This is a genomic window from Shewanella sp. Choline-02u-19, assembly GCF_002836205.1.
GTDB lineage: Bacteria > Pseudomonadota > Gammaproteobacteria > Enterobacterales > Shewanellaceae > Shewanella.
This window is the reverse complement of the sequence record NZ_PJBE01000013.1, coordinates 1,073,331-1,093,312: the sequence shown is the minus strand read 5'-3', so window position 1 is coordinate 1,093,312 and position 19,982 is coordinate 1,073,331. Positions and strand designations below refer to the sequence as shown.

Annotated in this window: 21 protein-coding genes and 3 tRNA genes; 6 read left to right on the top strand and 18 right to left on the bottom strand. The window is 43.5% G+C overall.

Annotated features, from left to right (window positions below; genetic code table 11):
- Positions 1 to 40: 40 nt before the first annotated feature.
- From CXF83_RS11505 to dnaQ, 5 genes are all read right to left on the bottom strand, one after another.
- Positions 41 to 117: transfer RNA gene (locus tag CXF83_RS11505), tRNA-Asp, on the bottom strand.
- Positions 118 to 199: 82 nt separating this feature from the next.
- A tRNA-Asp gene (locus tag CXF83_RS11500) sits at positions 200 to 276 on the bottom strand.
- Between the two features lie 85 nt (positions 277 to 361).
- A tRNA-Asp gene (locus CXF83_RS11495) sits at positions 362 to 438 on the bottom strand.
- A 132-nt stretch (positions 439 to 570) separates the two neighbouring features.
- The gene (locus CXF83_RS11490) at positions 571 to 1,887 is read right to left on the bottom strand and encodes a TIGR03503 family protein (protein ID WP_101091870.1); all 1,317 of its coding nucleotides are present in this window, start codon (positions 1,885 to 1,887) and stop codon (positions 571 to 573) included.
- Positions 1,888 to 1,897: 10 nt separating this feature from the next.
- Positions 1,898 to 2,626, bottom strand: coding sequence for a DNA polymerase III subunit epsilon (gene dnaQ / locus CXF83_RS11485; RefSeq protein ID WP_101091869.1), 729 nt, complete (start codon positions 2,624 to 2,626; stop codon positions 1,898 to 1,900).
- Between the two features lie 72 nt (positions 2,627 to 2,698).
- On the opposite strand from dnaQ, the gene rnhA reads away from it, so the two are divergent.
- Complete coding sequence (gene rnhA, locus CXF83_RS11480; RefSeq protein ID WP_101091868.1) at positions 2,699 to 3,178, top strand: ribonuclease HI; 480 nt, start codon at positions 2,699 to 2,701, stop codon at positions 3,176 to 3,178.
- Positions 3,179 to 3,198: 20 nt separating this feature from the next.
- On the opposite strand, the gene CXF83_RS11475 is transcribed toward rnhA, so the two are convergent.
- Together CXF83_RS11475 and CXF83_RS11470 are read right to left on the bottom strand one after the other, a co-directional pair.
- Positions 3,199 to 4,095: a LysR substrate-binding domain-containing protein gene (locus CXF83_RS11475; RefSeq protein WP_101091867.1), complete on the bottom strand. Its 897-nt coding sequence runs from the start codon at positions 4,093 to 4,095 to the stop codon at positions 3,199 to 3,201.
- Positions 4,096 to 4,111: 16 nt separating this feature from the next.
- Positions 4,112 to 4,846, bottom strand: coding sequence for a class I SAM-dependent methyltransferase (locus CXF83_RS11470; protein ID WP_101091866.1), 735 nt, complete (start codon positions 4,844 to 4,846; stop codon positions 4,112 to 4,114).
- Positions 4,847 to 4,953: 107 nt separating this feature from the next.
- On the opposite strand from CXF83_RS11470, the gene gloB reads away from it, so the two are divergent.
- Positions 4,954 to 5,730: a hydroxyacylglutathione hydrolase gene (gene gloB / locus CXF83_RS11465; RefSeq protein WP_101091865.1), complete on the top strand. Its 777-nt coding sequence runs from the start codon at positions 4,954 to 4,956 to the stop codon at positions 5,728 to 5,730.
- A gap of 90 nt (positions 5,731 to 5,820) precedes the next feature.
- Positions 5,821 to 7,383, top strand: a complete 1,563-nt coding sequence (locus CXF83_RS11460) for a LysM peptidoglycan-binding domain-containing protein (RefSeq protein ID WP_101091864.1) — start codon at positions 5,821 to 5,823, stop codon at positions 7,381 to 7,383.
- Positions 7,384 to 7,499: 116 nt separating this feature from the next.
- On the opposite strand, the gene CXF83_RS11455 is transcribed toward CXF83_RS11460, so the two are convergent.
- The 3 genes from CXF83_RS11455 to CXF83_RS11445 form a co-directional block, all read right to left on the bottom strand.
- Positions 7,500 to 7,940: a YcgN family cysteine cluster protein gene (locus CXF83_RS11455; protein ID WP_101091863.1), complete on the bottom strand. Its 441-nt coding sequence runs from the start codon at positions 7,938 to 7,940 to the stop codon at positions 7,500 to 7,502.
- Between the two features lie 173 nt (positions 7,941 to 8,113).
- Entirely contained in the window at positions 8,114 to 9,073 is a 960-nt protein-coding gene (locus tag CXF83_RS11450; protein WP_374702329.1) for a lytic murein transglycosylase, read from the bottom strand.
- A gap of 72 nt (positions 9,074 to 9,145) precedes the next feature.
- Positions 9,146 to 9,427, bottom strand: coding sequence for a YcgL domain-containing protein (locus tag CXF83_RS11445; protein ID WP_101091861.1), 282 nt, complete (start codon positions 9,425 to 9,427; stop codon positions 9,146 to 9,148).
- 119 nt (positions 9,428 to 9,546) lie between these two features.
- On the opposite strand from CXF83_RS11445, the gene minC reads away from it, so the two are divergent.
- Genes minC through minE form a run of 3 tightly spaced genes read left to right on the top strand, consistent with a single transcriptional unit; the run spans position 9,547 to position 11,310 of the window.
- Entirely contained in the window at positions 9,547 to 10,212 is a 666-nt protein-coding gene (gene minC / locus CXF83_RS11440) for a septum site-determining protein MinC (RefSeq protein ID WP_101091906.1), read from the top strand.
- Positions 10,213 to 10,237: 25 nt separating this feature from the next.
- Positions 10,238 to 11,047 carry a septum site-determining protein MinD gene (minD, locus tag CXF83_RS11435; RefSeq protein WP_101091860.1) on the top strand — a complete coding sequence of 270 codons (810 nt, stop codon included), beginning with the start codon at positions 10,238 to 10,240 and terminating at the stop codon, positions 11,045 to 11,047.
- Positions 11,048 to 11,049: 2 nt separating this feature from the next.
- Positions 11,050 to 11,310: a cell division topological specificity factor MinE gene (gene minE / locus CXF83_RS11430; protein ID WP_101091859.1), complete on the top strand. Its 261-nt coding sequence runs from the start codon at positions 11,050 to 11,052 to the stop codon at positions 11,308 to 11,310.
- Between the two features lie 187 nt (positions 11,311 to 11,497).
- Here the strand turns inward: minE and rnd are convergent, their stop codons facing one another.
- From rnd to CXF83_RS11390, 8 genes are all read right to left on the bottom strand, one after another.
- A complete protein-coding gene (rnd, locus tag CXF83_RS11425) occupies positions 11,498 to 12,607 on the bottom strand; it encodes a ribonuclease D (protein ID WP_101091858.1) in 1,110 nt (369 codons plus the stop codon).
- A 112-nt stretch (positions 12,608 to 12,719) separates the two neighbouring features.
- Positions 12,720 to 14,393: a long-chain-fatty-acid--CoA ligase FadD gene (gene fadD, locus CXF83_RS11420; RefSeq protein WP_101091857.1), complete on the bottom strand. Its 1,674-nt coding sequence runs from the start codon at positions 14,391 to 14,393 to the stop codon at positions 12,720 to 12,722.
- Between the two features lie 167 nt (positions 14,394 to 14,560).
- Positions 14,561 to 15,454, bottom strand: a complete 894-nt coding sequence (locus CXF83_RS11415) for an alpha/beta fold hydrolase (RefSeq protein ID WP_101091856.1) — start codon at positions 15,452 to 15,454, stop codon at positions 14,561 to 14,563.
- Positions 15,455 to 15,461: 7 nt separating this feature from the next.
- A complete protein-coding gene (locus CXF83_RS11410) occupies positions 15,462 to 16,295 on the bottom strand; it encodes a class I SAM-dependent methyltransferase (RefSeq protein ID WP_101091855.1) in 834 nt (277 codons plus the stop codon).
- Positions 16,296 to 16,384: 89 nt separating this feature from the next.
- A complete protein-coding gene (locus CXF83_RS11405; RefSeq protein ID WP_101091854.1) occupies positions 16,385 to 17,119 on the bottom strand; it encodes a M50 family metallopeptidase in 735 nt (244 codons plus the stop codon).
- A complete protein-coding gene (locus tag CXF83_RS11400) occupies positions 17,112 to 17,420 on the bottom strand; it encodes a hypothetical protein (RefSeq protein ID WP_101091853.1) in 309 nt (102 codons plus the stop codon). Before CXF83_RS11400 ends, CXF83_RS11405 begins: the two co-directional genes overlap by 8 nt.
- Before the next feature lie 57 nt (positions 17,421 to 17,477).
- Positions 17,478 to 18,194: a tRNA (adenosine(37)-N6)-threonylcarbamoyltransferase complex dimerization subunit type 1 TsaB gene (gene tsaB, locus CXF83_RS11395; RefSeq protein WP_101091852.1), complete on the bottom strand. Its 717-nt coding sequence runs from the start codon at positions 18,192 to 18,194 to the stop codon at positions 17,478 to 17,480.
- Positions 18,195 to 18,462: 268 nt separating this feature from the next.
- A complete protein-coding gene (locus tag CXF83_RS11390; protein ID WP_232775094.1) occupies positions 18,463 to 19,959 on the bottom strand; it encodes a dipeptidase in 1,497 nt (498 codons plus the stop codon).
- Between the last annotated feature and the right edge of the window lie 23 nt (positions 19,960 to 19,982).

The window sequence follows — 19,982 nt, the reverse complement described above, 5'->3', positions numbered from 1 at the left end:
AAAAAAGCCTCATCTTTCGATGAGGCTTTCGTCTTTATGCTGGCGGAGTGGACGAGACTCGAACTCGCGACCCCCGGCGTGACAGGCCGGTATTCTAACCAACTGAACTACCACTCCTAACTCTTATAAAAACTAACTAAATTAGCCTTTATACTATTTATTATGTCACTGATAAATAGTTTGAAACTTGACACTAAATTGGCGGAGTGGACGAGACTCGAACTCGCGACCCCCGGCGTGACAGGCCGGTATTCTAACCAACTGAACTACCACTCCTAAACTCTTATAAAAACTAACTAAAGATTAGCTTTTATTCTATTCATTATGTCACTAACAAATAGCTTTAAATTTAGCACTTGATTGGCGGAGCGGACGAGACTCGAACTCGCGACCCCCGGCGTGACAGGCCGGTATTCTAACCAACTGAACTACCGCTCCACATCAAGTGCGATGAATAATACGTAGACTGCCAAACTCAGTCAATCATTTTTTGCGTCAACCATGACTAACCAGCTAAAAAATGACCAATCCCGATATTCAACGCTTTGCAACGGCTGTCGCGGTGGTTAATTATCCAGCTTTTGGATCATCGAAATCTTCAGGCATCGATAAATCAATCTCGTCCAACGCTAATGTCATTTTCTGTTGCTGACTTTCTTTATCCATTCTCGCCTGCGTCGCAGCGAGTGCTTTCTTTAAGTTACTGCGTTTACGAACAAACAACAAAACCAATATGCCTAAAATAAACAACACCGTATTCACGGTTATCAGCCAAAACACCGCTTCTTCTTTTGCTGTGCTTTCAGCTTTTTGAGCTTGGAGATCTGCTTTAGCGGCGAGTTCTTCAGCTGACGGTGGTGGTTCTGGCGGTTTAATAAAATTAAAAAACAGTTCCGGTAACGTCAAGTAGATCTCTCGGCCGTTTTGGGTGGTGCTGACCGCCGTGAGCTTTATTCTATAGCTGCCAAAGTCATTCACCTTGCGTAGGCTATACAAGGTCTCGGGGCTATTTATCTCGGAAACCGTGACTTGAAGACGCATTCCCGCAGGCCCTACGATTTCAGCTTCAACATGAGTCTCAGCCAAAACCAGTTCATTTTCATCTACATTGATCCGCAGATCCCACTCACCTGAATCGAGGTTTTGTGGGGCAACAATATCGACAGCAATGGGTCGAGTTGACAACCTAAAGGGCTCAGAATACTTACGTTCAAGCACCGCATTTTTAGCCATCACTTGCAGTGTGTAGCTGCCCCAAGCCTGGTTTAGATTCAGTTTACTGGTGAATACACCGTCGTCGGGTCGCTCGTCTAATGACTCGCCATTATCGCGATAGGTCCCCACGATAACGCTACCGGCTGCAAAGTTTTCATCGGCTGGATTATTATCACTGATAAATTTTGCCGTCCAGCTCATTAAGTAATCTAACCCGGGTAGGCGTACCTTTTGCTCGTCACCTATCAAGCGGGCGGTGAGTTTTAAGCGCTCGCCTTGGTACAGCGGCTGTGGGATCGGATCTACATCAATGGACAGCACTGACACTTTATCGATGACAGAACCTTCAACCACCTTACCGATTAACTGCCAGGGGCCTGGCATTGGGTCTTTGATAGTGATCATGTCGCCAGTTAGGCCATCCATCCATTTAACATGCTCAGGATGACGACTGATATACCATTTACTGCCGTCAGGTTGCACGATAATAACCGGTGAGCTGCCGTATTCACGATGGATAAGTAGCGTGACACTGTCGACCATATGGTCAATTCTAAATCGATTTTTTAACTCTGATGCCTGCGATGAAAGCATCACTTCGGCGACGGCACAATGAGTTATCATTAGCCCCAAATATGCCATCACCACACAAGTTGTTACGCGTTTAATCATAGAATGAGGTCTATCCTCGCCAAATACACTGTCCAGATTTAGCAACTAAATCGAGTCGCTCTTCATGTCTAGTTAGTTCATCGGCCGTTGCGCTGATCACTTTAAGTATTGCGCGGTCTCTAGGCAGTTTATTTATACCTCCGCCTTCTTGCCCTGCTTTCTCACTCGATAGGTTAAAGTTTGTTTGCCCACCAGTCATGATGAGGTAAACGTCAGCTAAGATCTCAGCATCGAGCAATGCGCCATGGAGATCGCGACGTGAGTTATCAATGCCATAACGCTTACACAGAATATCCAGGTTATTCTTCTGACCTGGATGCAGGTGCTTTGCTATCGCAAGTGAATCGAGAATTTGACAGATATTTGCGGTTTTAGGCCCAACAGGCTGTAACATCGAAAACTCATGGTCCATAAAGCTAACGTCAAAGCTGGCGTTATGGGCCACAATTTCAGCACCATCGATAAACTCAATAAAGCTTTTGGCTATTTGATGAAATTTGGGTTTATCCGCCACAAACTCATTGGTGATCCCGTGAACCTCAATGGCCTCAGGGTCGATAGGCTGTAACGGATTAATATACTCGTGGTAATGTCGACCCGTTAACTTGCGGTTAATGACTTCAACACAACCAATTTCAATAATTCGGTGACCAAGATGAATGGCACCACTGGATTGGTTCATACCTGTCGTTTCGGTATCAAGAATAATCTGACGTTTAGCGCTTGAAATAATATTCATGTGAATTAATGCATTTCTCAGTTAAATTTTTTGGGTATACTCGCCCGGCACTTTAGCTATGGTACCAACTTGATGACTGGACTGAAACAGATCTCTATCTTTACCGACGGTTCTTGCTTAGGCAACCCTGGACCTGGCGGCTACGGCATTGTAATGAAGTATAAAAAGCAGACCAACGAACTCGCCGATGGTTTTGCGCTAACAACGAACAACCGCATGGAGATGCTCGCGCCTATTGTGGCATTAGAAGCATTAAAAGTCCCCTGCCAAGTGATCCTAACGAGCGATAGCCAATATATGCGCCAAGGGATCACACAGTGGATCCATGGCTGGAAACGCAATGGGTGGGTCACTTCAGCCAAGCAACCGGTAAAGAATGTCGATTTGTGGCAACGTCTCGATACGGTGTCGCAATTGCACAAAATCGACTGGCGTTGGGTTAAAGGGCATGCTGGCCATATCGAAAATGAACGTTGTGATGACTTAGCCCGTGAAGCTGCTGAGAAAAAACCAACTCAAGAAGACAGTGGCTACTTAGCACAACAAGCTTAACGGCGACTCAGTTATAAAAACTAACTATCAGTGTTTAAAAAATCTTGGCAAAAAGTGGTGAACGCGCTGCCAATTGCGCTGAATTTCCGGCTTTTATGATGGATCCGATAAAATTTTCGCTCAAGCAACAGCCCATCGACATGGATAACAGCGAGCTCTTTACGGCTGATCTCTTTTTCAAGGGTTAACTCTGAGAGCACACCAAGCCCCGCCCCCTGATTCACGGCTTGTTTAATTGCATCAGGCGTTGAGAACCTAAACTTTTCTTGTGGCTGCATATCAAGCATGTTGGCTGCATTGACAAAACAATCACGGGTGCCTGAGCCCTCTTCTCTCATCACCCAAGACTGACTGGCTAATTCATGCGGGCTCACTGTTTTCCCCGCCAGAGGATGCTCTGGCTGGCAAAAAATCAATAAACGGTCTTTATGCCAAGCTTCAACGGTAATACGGCTATCGAGACACTGCCCTTCAATAAAGCCCATTTCACTTCTAAATTCGAGAACCGCATTAATCACAGCTTGGGTATTATCAATATCAACATTAACCATTGTGTTGGTATGCTGCAGACAAAAAGCCACTGCACTTTTTGCTAATAAATAGTTGCCAATGGTTGAACTAGCACTGACATTAAGGTCACCGCCTAACTCAGTGCCTGCAGGAGAAAATGCATTTTCTATCTGATCTATTTTGTGTAGCGCATCGGTTGCCAGTGGCAGTAGCATACTGCCTTGTGAGTTTAGTTGCAGTCGATTACCAATCCGCTCAAACAGTCGAGTATCCAGTTGCTTCTCTAGCTCTGATAGTGCCATTGATGCTGCGGGAGAGGACAAGTTAACGATTTCAGCCGCTTTAGCCACTTGGCCACTGCGGGCTACAGCTTCAAAAATAGCGAGTTGTTTCAAAGTAATACGCATTAATAGTCTTAACCATTCATTTGGTTGATTGAGAAGTATGGCCTGTTCGACCCGCACTCGGTGCTGTCGACCAATTGGGTTGCTTAACTTTTCGCTTTGATCTCATTGGAGTGAGCGGTGTTTCTAGCTTTCTTGCTACCAAAACATAAAGGCTGCCGGTACTCGGTAACCAGGATTTTAAAGCATGAGACCAAATACTGTCACTTTTAACTTCATTTAACAGGTGATGGTGCAGGAGTCGCTCGTCGGCAACCACTTGATAACCTAGAAGACCAAGCCAATCTTTAACGCGAGAAGGCATGAAAAAGCGGCCATTCCAGGGGATCTCTTGTTGATGCTTTGGTAGCACTTTACCCAAGAACATTGAACTTAACGGATTAAACCCAACAATAATCAAATAGCCGCCCGAAATGAGGACTCGGTCGACTTCGCGAAGTAACCGATATGGATCTGCCTCAAACTCAAGAAGAAAGTTCATCACCACAGCATCGACACACGCATTTTGAATGGGCAATTGACTATAATCAGCCACAATATCGGCTTCAGGTTCATCAAAAAGCGAATACTGGCAACTAACGCCGACACCGGTTTTATCCAGCTTGGCACTGAGCGGCCCTAGGCTTAGCATATAATAGCCAAACACCCTCGGCCACCATGGAAACAACGCCTCTTCTATACTTTCACGTATCACGGCACCGTTTGGTAATTCTGACCAATGATAAGGTTTTAGCGGAATACCTGTATGAGTCAAAGCAATCTCCTGATCGGCTGAAGCTCTACTTTAATGACGAAAGCGGTATACAAGCAATAGCTTTGATAAGTAAACTTGTTTTAACGCTCAAATTATCGGGATTTACTATGTTAACAGTCACTCCATTACCCGCTTTTGATGACAATTATATCTGGGCACTGCAAGTTGCTCATATCCACGGTGCCTATGTCGTTGATCCCGGTGATGCTAATATCGTTATCGATTTTCTTGATCAGGCCCAGATGCCTTTACTGGGTGTACTGATAACGCATCACCACCATGATCATACCGGTGGTATTGCTAAACTCCTTAGTCATTATGGCAGTAACACCCCTGTTTATGGACCTTTGAAGGAGAATATTGAAGGTGTGAATCAGTCCGTTAGTGCGACTAAAAACCTGCAGCTACACAATATTGAGCTAAACGCAGAGGTCATTGAAGTACCAGGGCACACCTTAGGCCATGTTGCTTATTTGATTGAAGATGTCTTATTTTGCGGTGATACTTTATTCAGTGCTGGTTGTGGCCGCTTGTTCGAGGGCTCGCCGGAGCAAATGTTAGCCTCGCTAACGCAGTTAAGTAATATCGTCGATAGCACCAAAGTTTGTTGTACTCACGAGTACACCCTCGCTAACCTCGCCTTTGCCAATGCCGTCGACCCCAGCAATGAACAGCTGCGACAATACACCGAGCAAGCGCAACAGTTGAGAGCAACTAACACCCCGACGTTACCGTCATCTATCGCCCTAGAAAAAGCGATAAACCCATTTTTACGCAGCCATACCGAAGAAATACGCAATTCTTTAGCTGATAAATTCCAACAACCTATAATCGATAATGTGAAAAGCTTTGCACTTCTGCGCCAATGGAAAGACAATTTCTAAAAAATACTCTATGATAACTCGCTAATCCAGCGCCACCAAGCCAGATATACTCTGGCTTTTTTGGGCCTAAATCAAGGACACACATTTTACATGCGCGTACCCATTTTATTTGTCGCGGGGGGGATTGCCCTGCTGACTGGTTGCCAAACGTTAAGCAACCAACCGACTTCAGAAGGAATTTCAACTGCGCCAGTCGTGGCAGAAAAAGTCACCATAGAACCCGCTCAAGCTGACGTTGTTGAGGTGGTCGAAATCACTGATATCTGGCAACGGATCCGTCTCGATATGCAGATGGACATTCCAGATGAAAAGTTAATCAGACAGTACCGTGATTGGTATATCAAACATCCAGAACACTTAAAACGTATTTCAGAACGAGCTACACCGTTCATGTTCTTGATTGTGGAAGAGTTGGAAAAGCGCAACTTACCGATCGAATTGGCACTTTTGCCCATCGTTGAAAGTGCATTTGATCCTTTTGCCTACTCTCACGGTGCAGCATCTGGCTTATGGCAGTTCACCTCTCCAATGGCACGCCACTTTGGCCTGCAGATGAACTGGTGGTATGACGGTCGCCGTGATGTGCCCGCTGCAACCATTGCCGCACTTGATATGCTTGAATACTTATATGATAAGACAAGTAATAACTGGTTATATGCGATTGCCGCTTATAATACCGGTGAAGGCCGAGTCATCAACGCTGCTAAGCGCAATAAGCGCAAAGGTATACCGACTGATTTCTGGCATTTAGATTTGCCACGCGAAACAGAGCGCTATGTTCCGCAACTATTAGCGCTAGCCGATGTGATTAAGAATGCCGATAAGTATGGCATTATCTTAACCCCAATCAGCAATGAACCAAAGATTGAAATTGTTGAAATTGGCAGTCAAATTGATCTCGCGCTTGCTGCAGATCTCGCCAATATGACGACTTCCCAACTGCATAAGCTCAACCCAGGATTTAACCGCTGGGCAACCGCGCCTGAAGGCCCACACAATTTGGTGCTACCCGTTGAAAAAGCGGCGGCGTTTAAAATTGCCCTAAGCGAGACCCAAACTAGCGACAGGCTAAATTGGGAGCGTTATAAGATAAAATCAGGTGACAGCTTGGGCCTGATCGCCAAGCGTTATCGCACTACAGTGTCGGCGTTAAAATCAGTCAATAATATCAATGGCAATACCATTGTCACTGGCAAGTTTCTATTAATTCCTGTCGCAGCCAAGAATTTAGATGAGTATTTACTGTCAGCTGATCAGCGTAAAAACCGTAAGCAAAACAAGACTAGTGGGCAGCAGAAGCTAACATACAAAGTAAAATCAGGTGATTCACTTTGGAAAATAGCCAAGCAACATCAAGTTAAAATATCACAACTGGCAAGTTGGAATAGCATGGCGCCCAAAGATCCACTTCAAATTGGTCAAAAATTGGCGATTTGGACTGGAAGTCGCACGGCCAGTAAGCAAGGCTTAAGTGAAGTGATGCGTACGATTAATTATAAAGTGCGTAGCGGTGATTCATTAGCGAGAATTGCGAGCAAGTTTAACGTTAAGGTAAGCGATCTTGTGCGTTGGAACTCACTTGAGAAAAGTAAGTATATTCAGCCAGGACAAACGCTTAAATTATATGTCGATATGACAAAAGTGAGAGCATAAATAAGCTCAGCTAACTCTGAACGTTAGCACTGAGACCGTCCCCTAAGTTCGAAAAACAAAAATGCCGATAAGTTTAACTTATCGGCATTTTTGTTTACCTGGTCAATATAGATGATTCAATCTACATCTTTCATTGGCCAAATAACGATGTGATCTTCCATATAACGAATTTTGGTTTCGCAAGTCACTTTACCCGCAACTGACATTCCCGCTTCGATCATCGCGTCCTTTGAGCCTGTCTTTAACGGATGCCAAGTAGGCAAACCACGCCCTTCATTGAGACGTTTATAAGTGCAACTATCGGGTAACCAAGTTAGCATCGCCAAGTTATCGATGGTAACTTTGGTACAAGATGGAACAAAGCTGAAACGTTGCTCATAATTCTGGCAATGACCCTGTTTGGCATCTAATAGCTTACACCCGGCGTTGGTGTAATAAAGTTCCTCGGTTTCATCGTCTATCAACTTATTGAGGCAACATTTACCACAGCCATCACACAATGACTCCCACTCCGTTGTGTTCATCTGTGCTAGTGTTTTTTCATTCCAAAATGCCATCTAAAATCGTTAACTCTATTCTGCTCAAAGAGACGCTATTGTACACCAGCAATATGTTCTCTTGCACTACAGTTCAAGCCATAAAAATAGGTTTGCTTAGCTAAATTGACACTTGGCTTATATGTGGCGCATACAAAAATAGCGGCTTAAAAGCCGCTATTTTTATATTACCGTTAACTGATCGGTGGGTACTTAATTTTTTCTGAAAGATAAGTCACTGAAATGGCGAAGTAGTTCGATTTATTCCAACGTAGTAATCCGCGATAGTTATCGTATACCAAGTATTTTCGACCTTTCGCACCATCTGGCATCACCATAGAGATCATCATGTCATCTCGGTTGGGAAGATCGCTACCATTAAATCGTCTAACACCTAGCGTTTGCCATTGTGAAAATGTTTTCTTAACCGCTAAATCTGCCAGGGTATTGTCAAATGTATCAGGGACTTTAACTTGTCGGCCCCACGTTTCAGACTCTTTCCAACCGGCTTGCTGCAGGTAATACGCTGCGGACGCAAACGCGTCACTGGCGTTGTTCCAAATATCTTTTTTACCATCACCGTCGCCATCTTGAGCGTAAGCTAAAAAGGAGGTGGGCATAAACTGAGTTTGCCCCATTGCCCCAGCCCAAGAACCTTTCATCTCTTCAAAGGAAAACTGCTCTTGTTCAGCGATTTTAAGCGCTGCAAAAAATTCCTTTTTGAAAAAGGCTTCTCGGCGACCTTCATAAGCTAATGAAGCTGTTACCGATAACACTGGATAATTACCGGTTAACTTGCCGAAGTTTGACTCGACTCCCCACAAAGCCACTATAAATCGAGGTTGCACGCCGTATAGCTTACCAATGCGCTCAAGCTCTACTTGATGAGTTTTGAACAAATTACGTGCTTTATCAACTTTCCACGCAGGAACCACTCTTGGAAGGTAGGTCTCTAACGTTAACTTTGTTTCCGGTTGTGCTTTATCAGAGGCTACCGCTTTCTTAAACATTTTGATTTTGGGAAAAACATCATCAATGATCTGTGTGCTAACGCCCTGCTCCACAGCTTCTTGTTTTAGCTGAGCAACATAATCGCTAAAGCTACCTCTATCGGTAGTGTTGGCATGACTTACCATCGCAGTAAAAGAGAGCATTAACCCACACGTTAATGTAAAAGCCTGTTTATTCAGTAGCATAAATACTCCCTTTGTCCTGACTAAATGCTGTTAATCAGGGTTATAACCAATATCTTTCTTATGTTGTTCTAACAAATTAATCACAGGTGGCGGTAGCTGTAAATAAAATCCTTTGGCATTTAATTCGGATTCCACTTTTTTGATATCAGCAAAACCTAAATGATCGCGCTTTACCAGCGGCAACATCATCACTAATTTAGGTACGCCAAACATCTCCATTAGAGCGGCAGGAACGCGTTCAAAATGATCACGTTTTTCAACAAAAAGATAGCTATCCGCTTTTCTTAAACTTTTATATACAGCACAGATCATATACGACTCGATTTCCAGACTATTCAACTTGCCAGCTTATGCCACACACTATAACATGGACTGTTAGGAATATAATGGATATCAGCGATACGCTGACTTTTCTAGAGAGTTATACAGGAATGCAAACACCCCGCCTCGAATTAAAAGGCTCCTCTTTTACTCTCTCTGTTCTGCATATTAATAGTCAGGATATGGCAGTTATAACAGCGGAGTTAGACAGTAAACTTGCTATTGCACCTCAGTTTTTTCTTGGTGCGCCTTTAGTGGTTAATTTAAGTGCCATTAAAACGAGTAATTTCGACTTATTAGGCTTGAAAGAAATTTTAACCAGCCGCCAGCTTATTATTGTTGGGATCACGAGTGCCTTGCCTGAAATTAACGAAATGGCTAAATCAATAGGATTAGCCATTATTAAATCAGGCAAAGCAGCTTCTAACCAACCTCAGATGCCAAAAACCACCAAAATCGTCAAACAAAACATCCGTTCAGGTCAGCAGATCTATGCTAAAAACGGTGACTTGATTGTGATAGGTGCTGTAGGCAATGGTGCAGAAGTGATAGCAGATGGCAGTATCCATATTTATGGCACGCTGCGAGGAAAAGCAATGGCTGGCGCCGCGGGTGATAGAAATGCCGTGATAATGGCGCAAAAAATTGAAGCTGAACTAGTATCGATTGCAGGTCAATACTGGTTAACTGAAAATCTTCAACAAAACGGAGCCGCTCAGAGCGGTTGTATTCGCCTAGAGGGCGAATCGCTTACGGTTGAATCATTGCCTCTGTAAGAGCGCAAATAAAAAGGAATAACAAATGGCGCAAATAATTGTTGTCACGTCAGGAAAAGGCGGTGTGGGGAAAACAACCACAAGCGCAGCTATTGCCACCGGCCTTGCATTAAAAGGTCATAAGACCGTCGTCATTGATTTTGATATCGGTCTACGTAATCTAGATTTAATTATGGGTTGTGAACGACGTGTCGTTTATGACTTCGTTAATGTCATTAACGGTGAAGCAAATCTAAACCAAGCACTGATTAAAGACAAACGTTGCCCTAAGCTATTTGTATTACCAGCATCTCAGACGCGCGATAAAGATGCGCTCACCAAAGAAGGTGTGGGCACGGTACTTAATAACTTAGCGAAAGATTTCGACTATATCATTTGTGATTCTCCGGCGGGTATTGAAACAGGTGCCATGATGGCGCTTTACTTCGCGGATATCGCCATTGTAACCACTAACCCAGAAGTAAGCTCGGTTCGAGACTCGGACCGTATTCTAGGGATGTTGCAAAGCAAGTCTAAGCGGGCTGAAGAAGGACTTGAGCCAGTAAGAGAATACCTTTTACTGACTCGATACTCCCCAGCTCGTGTCAAGACTGGCGAAATGCTCAGTGTGGAGGACGTTGAAGAGATCCTCGCCATCCCGCTATTAGGTGTTATCCCTGAATCACAAGCTGTATTAAAAGCGTCGAATTCTGGTGTACCTGTTATTATTGATACAGAGAGCGATGCTGGTATGGCCTATAGCGATGCTGTAGAGCGATTGCTTGGTGAAGAAGTGCCTTTCCGATTTATTACGGAAGAGAAGAAAGGTTTCCTGAAACGAATTTTTGGTAGCTAATTATGTCATTACTTGATTATTTTAAAACGAAGAAGACCCCGAGTACTGCTGCAACCGCCAAAGAACGTTTGCAGATCATTGTCGCCCACCAGCGTGGTGAACGCGATGCACCCGATTATTTCCCGCAAATGAAGCAGGAGATCATCGACGTTATTCGCAAATACGTAAAAGTAGGAGCCGATCAAGTGTCAGTGCAACTTGATCAAAATGACGACAACTTATCGGTATTAGAACTCAATGTAACCTTGCCAGATCAAGGATAACGAGTAAAAGGTGCAACCGGCATGTCTTGGCTATGTGACGGCGCTTTTATCGCTCCACGTTGATTTAAGGTGACCTATAAAAGTCACTTTTAGCAGATAAAAAAAGCCCGCTATATGCGGGCTTTTTTGTCAGTCTAATATTTGAGACTAAAGCTCTTGAGCAGAGCTGTTGATATAACGCAACGCTCTACAACGCAAGCGCGTTAAGTGCGTCGCTAACCACCGTTTTACGCCAGCCACTTAATACTAAAGGCAGCTTACCTTTTTTGCCATCCCATACCCATTCCAGATATTCATGGATCAATTTCTTCGAACCAAGTTGCTCAATCGGTACATCTTGCGCTTCAGCTTGTTCAGCTATGCACTGTTTAATACTCTTAAAGGCCGCTTTATAGCCCGTCTTAAGCGCTAAAACATCCAATGCTTTAGGGAGGTCGTCAAAGTTAACGTTTTCGATGATATTTAAGATATCTTTACCATGAATACGTTTTTCTTGTTCTGTAACCTCAGTCATTTTATACAGTTCATTAGACGTTTTCGGCATCTTTTTCGCCAAAGCAATCAGAGCATGATCTTTAACCACAAAGCCTAATGCTAAATCTTTAACTAACGCTCGATTTAAACGCCAACTTGCTAACGCTTTCAATACGGCTAACTGCCGAGGCAACAACTGAAATGCATTTTTAACTTTAAGATAAGCCACTTCTGGAGCGGGAGCATCAAGTCGACCTAACGTCATCCGCTCTCCATCTTCATAAACCCAATCTAATCTTCCCTGAGACTCAAGTTTTTCGACTAACTGAGGGTAAAGTTCGTACAAGTAATAGACATCATTCGCAGCGTAGCTTAATTGAGCTTCTGTTAGGGGACGTTTCAACCAATCGGTGCGAGACTCACCTTTATCCAGCTTTATATCAAGGGTTTGATCTACCAATTTGGCGTAACCTAAACCATACCCCATACCACAAAGGCCTGCTGCTATTTGACTATCAAACAGACGATTAGGTTGGCAGCCACCATTATTGGCAAAGACCTCTAGATCTTCACTGCAAGAATGGAGCAGTTTGATAATATTGTCATCGGTTAACAAGCTCCAGAACAAGCTAAGGTTACTGACTGCAACGGGATCGATTAATGCTAACGTTTTACCGTCATAAGCTTGAATAAGCCCAAGGCGAGCATAATAAGTGCGAGTCCTTACAAACTCAGTGTCTATCACAAGTAACTTGGTTTCACGGTATTGCGCTACGAGCGCCGCTAAACTGGCATCATCGTCAATATATTGAAACGCTAACAAAGTCTTCTCCAAAAATCCTGAAATAACCTGAATTCGGTCTAGAAATGCTAAAACCGGCATATGCCGGCTTTAGTTTATAAAAAGTGGCGATTACCACTAATGATCAAGAGTGCTAATCGTTCTTAGCTTCATCTCTTAATTCACGACGTAGGATCTTACCTACATTCGTTTTGGGTAATTCATCTCTAAATTCTACCAGCTTAGGAATTTTATATCCCGTCAAATGTACGCGACAATGCTTGATAATGTCCTCTTTGGTTAAAGATTTATCGTTTGTCACCACAAATACTTTCACCAGCTCACCCGAAGCTTCATGCGGTACACCCACAGCGGCGACTTCGATGACTTTAGGATGTAGAGCAATAACCTCTTCAACTTCATTTGGGAATACATTAAACCCTGAAACTAAAATCATGTCTTTTTTACGATCGACAATAAAGAAAAAGCCTTTCTCGTCCATATAACCAATATCACCAGTGGCTAAGTAGCCCCCTTTATCGATGACATTAGCGGTTTCTTCAGGACGGTTCCAATAAGCCACCATCACCTGTGGACCTTTGGCAAATAGCTCTCCCGTCTCGCCTTGTGCTAACACTTTACCGTCATCATCTCTAATTTGGATGTCAGTGTTAGCCACAGGGAAACCAATAGAGCCATTGTAGCCTTCCAGATTATAAGGGCAGCATGTCACCAATGGTGAGGCTTCTGTTAGGCCATAACCCTCTAGCAAACGTGTCTTAGTGATCCCCTGCCACTTGTCTGCGACAGCACGCTGTACCGCCATGCCGCCACCAATAGACAGTTTTAAGTCCTTGAAATCGAGCTTAGTAAACGCTTCTGAGTTAACCAATGCATTAAATAGCGTGTTAACCCCTGTTAATGCCGTAAATGGATGTTTTTCAAGTTCGCTAATAAAGGCTGGTAGATCTCTTGGATTAGTGATCAGCAGGTTATTTGCGCCTTTATGCAAGAACAACAGACAGTTAACGGTTAATGCAAAAATATGATAAAGCGGTAGTGCGGTAACAACAAACTCTTTACCGTTAACCAGCAGCGCCCCATAAGAAGCATCAGCTTGAAGTAAGTTGCTCACCACGTTGCCGTGACTCAACATCGCACCTTTAGAGACACCCGTAGTGCCACCGGTGTATTGTAAAAAGGCTAAGTCCTCTTTTTTCACAACGGGTTTTACATATTGTAAACGACGCCCTTTTGAAAGGGCTTTACGCATCGAAATGGCATGTGGCAAATGGTATTTAGGCACCATCTTTTTAATATACTTAACCACAAAATTGACTAGGGTACGTTTAGGCGCACTGAGTAAGTCACCTAACCCCGTTAATATGACGCTTTCGACGGGTGTTTCAGCAACCACTTTATCTAACGTATGAGCGAAGTTAGATACAACCACAATCGCTTTAGCGCCAGAGTCCGTCAGTTGATGTTTGAGCTCACGAGGTGTGTAGAGTGGATTGACGTTAACCACAACCATACCTGCGCGTAATATGCCAAACAAAGCGATGGGATATTGCAGTAAGTTAGGCATCATAATAGCAACACGGTCGCCCTTACTTAGCTTTAACTCATTTTGCAGATAAGCCGCAAATGCTCGACTACGCTCTTCCAGTTTACGATACGTCAAGGTCGCGCCCATATTTACAAATGCGGGCTGATCTGCATATTTAGAAACCGATGTTTCAAATAGATCCACTAGCGAAGCATATTGCTCCACATCTATTTCAGAAGGTACATCGTCTGGTAGATTATCAATCCAAAGTTGGTCCACAAAAATCTCCTAATATTTCCACCTAATGGAAACAATACCTCAACGGTCGTTTGCAGCTTGCCAATAAACAAGCTAAACACTGTTAAATCTTTATATTTATAAGAAACGCCAATAAATCATACAAGCGTTTAAATTTTGATTATCATCACATAAATAAAACAAAAAACCTAGTCTCTTTTTTTGCCTTTAGCAGCCAAGAATAATTCAATTGCTAAAGCAACCTCTTTCGCATTACCCATATGAAGATGATGATCTCCCTCAAGTTCCATGACTTCAAGCTGTTTAAACCAACGTTGAGCAGTAGGTATTGCACTGTTCAGTTGGGAAAATCCCTGATGGCCCAAAACAAGTAATGTTTCGACTTCATGTTCTTGCATTAATGCGTCAACTTGGGTGTAAGCGAGTCTTAATGGGGAATCTAACTTTAAGCGGGGATCACTGCGCCAGCATACTCTAGAATCAATTTCTTTCATATTACGTTGAGTGATAATTTCGCACCATGCCACATCTAAAGCAGTAAGTTTATGGCGTGCATTGACAGCGACAGAAATATCTTTATAGGTGCTGGAATTATTTAGCTTATTTTGTCGGTAACGCTGATGTGCAACAAAGCTATTGTTGAGCCGCTGCTTAAGTTTACTCTCTTTTTCATAAAGCGGGGACAAGGCTTCAATAAGGATCAATTGACCCACTTTATTCGGAAATGCAGCCGTATAGGCTGACGCAATAATCCCTCCTAAAGAGTGTCCTAAAATCGCAACGGGTTGTTGATGTTGGGGAAGTGCATCTAACAATGCATCTAAATCGTAGAGGTAATCAATCCAGTGCAGCGGGTATTTACCTGGTCGGTGCTCAGATAATCCATGACCAGGCCAATCAATCGCCATTATTTGGTAGTTGGTTAAATAACGGCTTAACGGCAGAAAACTATTAGCGTTGTCTAACCAACCATGCAAAGCCAATATTAATGGCTTGTCCTGCGTGCCCCATACTTTCGCTGCTAACGTAATATGAGGTAATTGAATTGTTATTTCGTTTTCTTTTTCGCAGGACAGATCCATATTATAATTATTTTTTAGTGAACTTGAGCGTCATTCTATCGCTTTCACCAATGGCGAGATACTTATCTTTATCTTGATCATCAAGCGCTAAGCGCGGTGGTAATGTCCAAACTCCTTTTGCATAATCTTTTGTATCTTTAGGATTAGCATTAATTTCTGAGCTTTCAACAAATGTAAATCCCGCTTTTTTAGCCAGCGCTATCATTTCCGCTTGATCCATGTAACCCGTTTTAGCATCCATACCAGGGTTCGATCGATGTTCAACGATACCGAAAGTTCCGCCTGACTTAAGCACTTTATAAGCAGAGTCAAACACGGGTTCTAAATAACCTTTCATTGCCCAGTTATGTAGATTTCTAAAGGTAAGTACTACATCGGCACTATTGTCATCTCCCAACGCATAAAAGCTAGGAGGATCGAAGGTTACCGTTGACCCATTACCTAATTTGGCTTGGTTATCTTTTAGCCATTGCTCAAACTTTTTACCGGCTTTGGCGCGATAACCATTACGTTGTTTTTGATCTTTTGGATTAGCGTCAAAATTGCCGCCAATGTAATGACCTTTATCTGCAAGGTAAGGCGCTAAGATTTCAGCATACCAACCTCCGCCAGGCCAGAGTTCAATGACGGTATCCGTTGGCTCAATCTCAAAAAATGCGATGGTTTCTTTTGGGTGTCGGTAAGTATCTCTTGCGGCATTCTTACTTTGGCGGAAGTCACTACTAACAGCAGTATCTAGTGCGGTGTTTTCATGAACATGCGCAGCGGCAGTTAGACTAACAACTGATAGACCAAACGCACCGGTAAGAATAAGACTTGCAGCGAGGGTATTCATTTTCATTCGATATCTCCATATATAGGCTGGCATCAACCTAGCAGTCAATAGGTTAAAATCCAAGCCCAAGAAACAGAGATTTACACTTTGTTATATTATTTTGAGTTTCGCTTATCCGCTTGGCTGTCGACTCTACGCCAGCAGAGAAATAACATGAATGCGCTGGTGACTAACCAAACAAGCACCCAAAACCATGCAGGGAGCCAGCTTTGTCCGGCTAACATATTGGCGTCACCCTGCCCTTGAAGGCCAAATAACACCGTAGGGCTAGCAAGAGCATTTAAAATCACCATTAATGCCATAATGCGTAAACTAGTGGCTAAGTATTTATTTAGCTTAAGCTTTAACGGCATTAAAAAGAGCAGTGCCAATGACACCAATATCGATATCGTCAGTAGATCTCTAGCCCAAAGTAATGTCGTTAAGATGACTCCTGCGCCTAACAAGCCAAAGCTAAAGCGGATCCCTTTAGGCCAAGTCGCAAACGTAAAAATTAAGTAGCCCCATAACGCAGCGCCAAAATAGCCCGAAAAACCAATAACCAAAGGCCATCCACCTTGGCTAAAACACAAACCAGCACCGTTAGGAAACAGCTGTATATGGCTCACAGCCCCGCCAGTGACTAGTGTTGCTAAACCATGAGACAACTCATGAAAGTAACTTTCTAACCATTTAAACGGCACACTAATAAAAGGCAGTTTAGTCACTAAAAATGCAATCAGTAGTTCGAGAAAAAAGCGACTTCGACTGGGCGTACCTGAAGAGGACTGAGCAGGAGATTCGCTTGAGTGCAGCGGAGAAGATTGAGTTGTCGGACGAATGCTAGGCATAGGTGTCTATACCCACCATTTGTTGGATCTCTTCACGCTTGGCAGCATGTTGATTAGTAAGATATTCAGCCACTGCACCGCGGTGGCCTTGAGTTTCATTTTCATACTCTACATGAGCCCCTAGCCTAGATGTTAGTGCTGCGGCATCTTCAGTATAATCATTAAACTGATAGGACTGCTGCGCTTGGATTGGCAATACAGGATCCGTGGCATCTACCGGCACCTTAGCGTGCTGGTTTATCCCTATCGACTTATTAACTTCAACTTTTGAAGGTGCAAGTTGATTTGAATTAATTTGCATCAAATCGTCCTTAATTTATAAAATAACGCCGCGAACTCTAATTTAGATACCTAGATGCTACTCTTTCCCAGGCAGTTTTTTCCACGTCACCGTATCACGTAGATAAACAGGCGTTAGCTCATCCACACTGGTGCTCAGTCCTAAAGCATGCCCTTTTTGAGCCAAAATCGCCATGAATTTGGCGTCTGGATATTTAGCTAACTCACATACTGTAAGGCCTCCCGCCAATGCCAGTAACTGCGGATAGGCTTCAAAACCCGTCCCACAGGCAGTAATCGTGTTAGCTTCATTCAAACTTAACACTACTGCTTCTGGAGCACTGACAACCTCTTCATTAACGAGAGTTGCTACGCCATCAACGTTGATATATTGCCCCCAATACACTTCACCCATACGCGCATCAATAGCCGCTAATACTTGCTTGGCACCATTTTCAATCGCAGCTTGTGCCATCGTCGCGAGCGTAGAAATACCTATCACGGGTAACGACTGACCCAAGGCTAACCCTTGAGTAATACTGGTGCAGATCCGGATCCCAGTAAAGCTGCCAGGGCCTCTGCCATAAGCAATTAAGTCAACCTCGGTCAGTTTTATATCTGCTTGTGATAACACAGACTTCACCATGGGTAATAACCTTTGGCTATGTTCGCGCGGAGCATCAGCTTGCTCGCTAAAGAGCAAACTATTGTGCGTTAGCGCGGCAGAGCATGACTCTGTACATGTATCAAGCGCAAGTATACTCAGCGGAGTTACTTCAATGTGCTGTTCTGTCATCTATTACTTACCAAACTCTATAATCGGGCTAAACACGTAAAATGTGTACCTACGTATTGCAGTAGAAATTCGCTATGACGAACTCAGAAATCAATACTAAGTCATAATCCACAGCATAGTTCACTATAAAAGAGCGAGGATTATACCTAACTCGCTCCGCAGCTTTAAGTAGAAGTGAAAAATAGTTTTATTATTACCCCTTTTTTCCAAAAAAGAGGCTGTGAGCAACGCTGAATGGCGACCACTCACTACCATTTATCAAAAGGCGCTACTGAGCCAACTCGATAAATGCAGCGGTATACATCTTAAGGTTCAGCATAAATTGATCGTAAGTGATAAATTCATGCTCGGTATGGCCCGTATATTCAACACCCGGCATAGCGGGTCCAAAACTCAGCGCATTAGGGAATAATTTGCTATTGGTTGAGCCGCCAATAGCCACTGGCTGCGGATTTTCAACACCGGTAAAATGGGCAAAAACGTCAAGTAGAGTATCAAGCTGCGGCGCGTCTTTCATCACCATTGGCTCTCCCCAATAGGTCTCCAGACCGACTAACTTAACCTGATGCTTGGCTTGCCAGTTTTCTAGGGCTGCATGTGCTTGGCTATCAAGCAGCTCAGGCGTTTTCCCCAGAGGACGGCGCAGGTTAATCATCACTTGAGTGCCCTTTTCGCCTGATTTTACAATTGTCGGCGCTAAACTCATCGGCCCCATAAAGTCATCTTGATAAGCAATATCACCAAATTGCTCAGCATAAATGCCCATCCCTATCATTTCGTGAATAAAAAGTTGAGTTAACGAGGCTGTGGTTTTCGGCCACGGGTGAATGGCAAGTAACTGCGCCAAATGCGTGACAGCATTAACACCATCTTCAGGGGTTGAAGAGTGTGCGGCCTTGCCATCAGCAAAAATAAGTAAACGACTGCCTTGCTGTTCAAAACGATAATGCATCCCTTGCTGGGTTGTTGCCTGCTGTTTTAATTGATTAATCAGCTTTTGATCTGCAAAGCTAATTTCTGCTTGGGCTTGTTGAGGTACTTGACTACCAAAATAACCTCCTGAAAACTGATTAAGCGTTGGCCGCTGCGTTGTCACATTTTCATCAGTGACTTTGGGGATCACAAATTCAATTTTACTCCAGCCTTTTTCCGCGGTGACAACCGGATATTCTGCATCAATGGTGATATTAATATCCGCGGGCGTAAAAGTCGTCAAAAACGTTTTAAGTGGTGTCCAGTCAGATTCTTCAGCCAAATAAACCATCAGTTCTATGCGCCTATTAAGCTTAATGTCATGGTCTTTTATCGACTTCATCGCATACATAGCCGTGACAATGGCGCCTTTATCATCTTCTGTACCGCGGCCAATGAGTTTTCCTGGCTCTGATGTCATATCGAGTTCATAAGGGCTTTGCTGCCATAACGCTGGATTAGCCGGTTGTACATCTCCGTGGGTGATAATCCCCAGTTTATCGCTCTGCTGCCCCAGTCCGATTAAGATCACGTAGCCATGATCAACATAATCTAAGCCTAATTGCTGGCTTAGGCTTTTAAGCTCATCTTTAAAGCCGATAAATTCTGGGTTGGTATCGGGCGTTTTGCCATTAACCGCAACAGTATTGAATTTGACCAAATTTTGCAGGCTTGTCACCATCTCGTCTGCATAATGACCAACAGCATAATCGGCAATTTGTTCAGATTGAGGTTCAACGGCAGAGGTAGGCAAACAAAATAAAGCGATAAATAGCAAAGGTAAACGTTTCATAGTCATCCATTTTATTATTATAT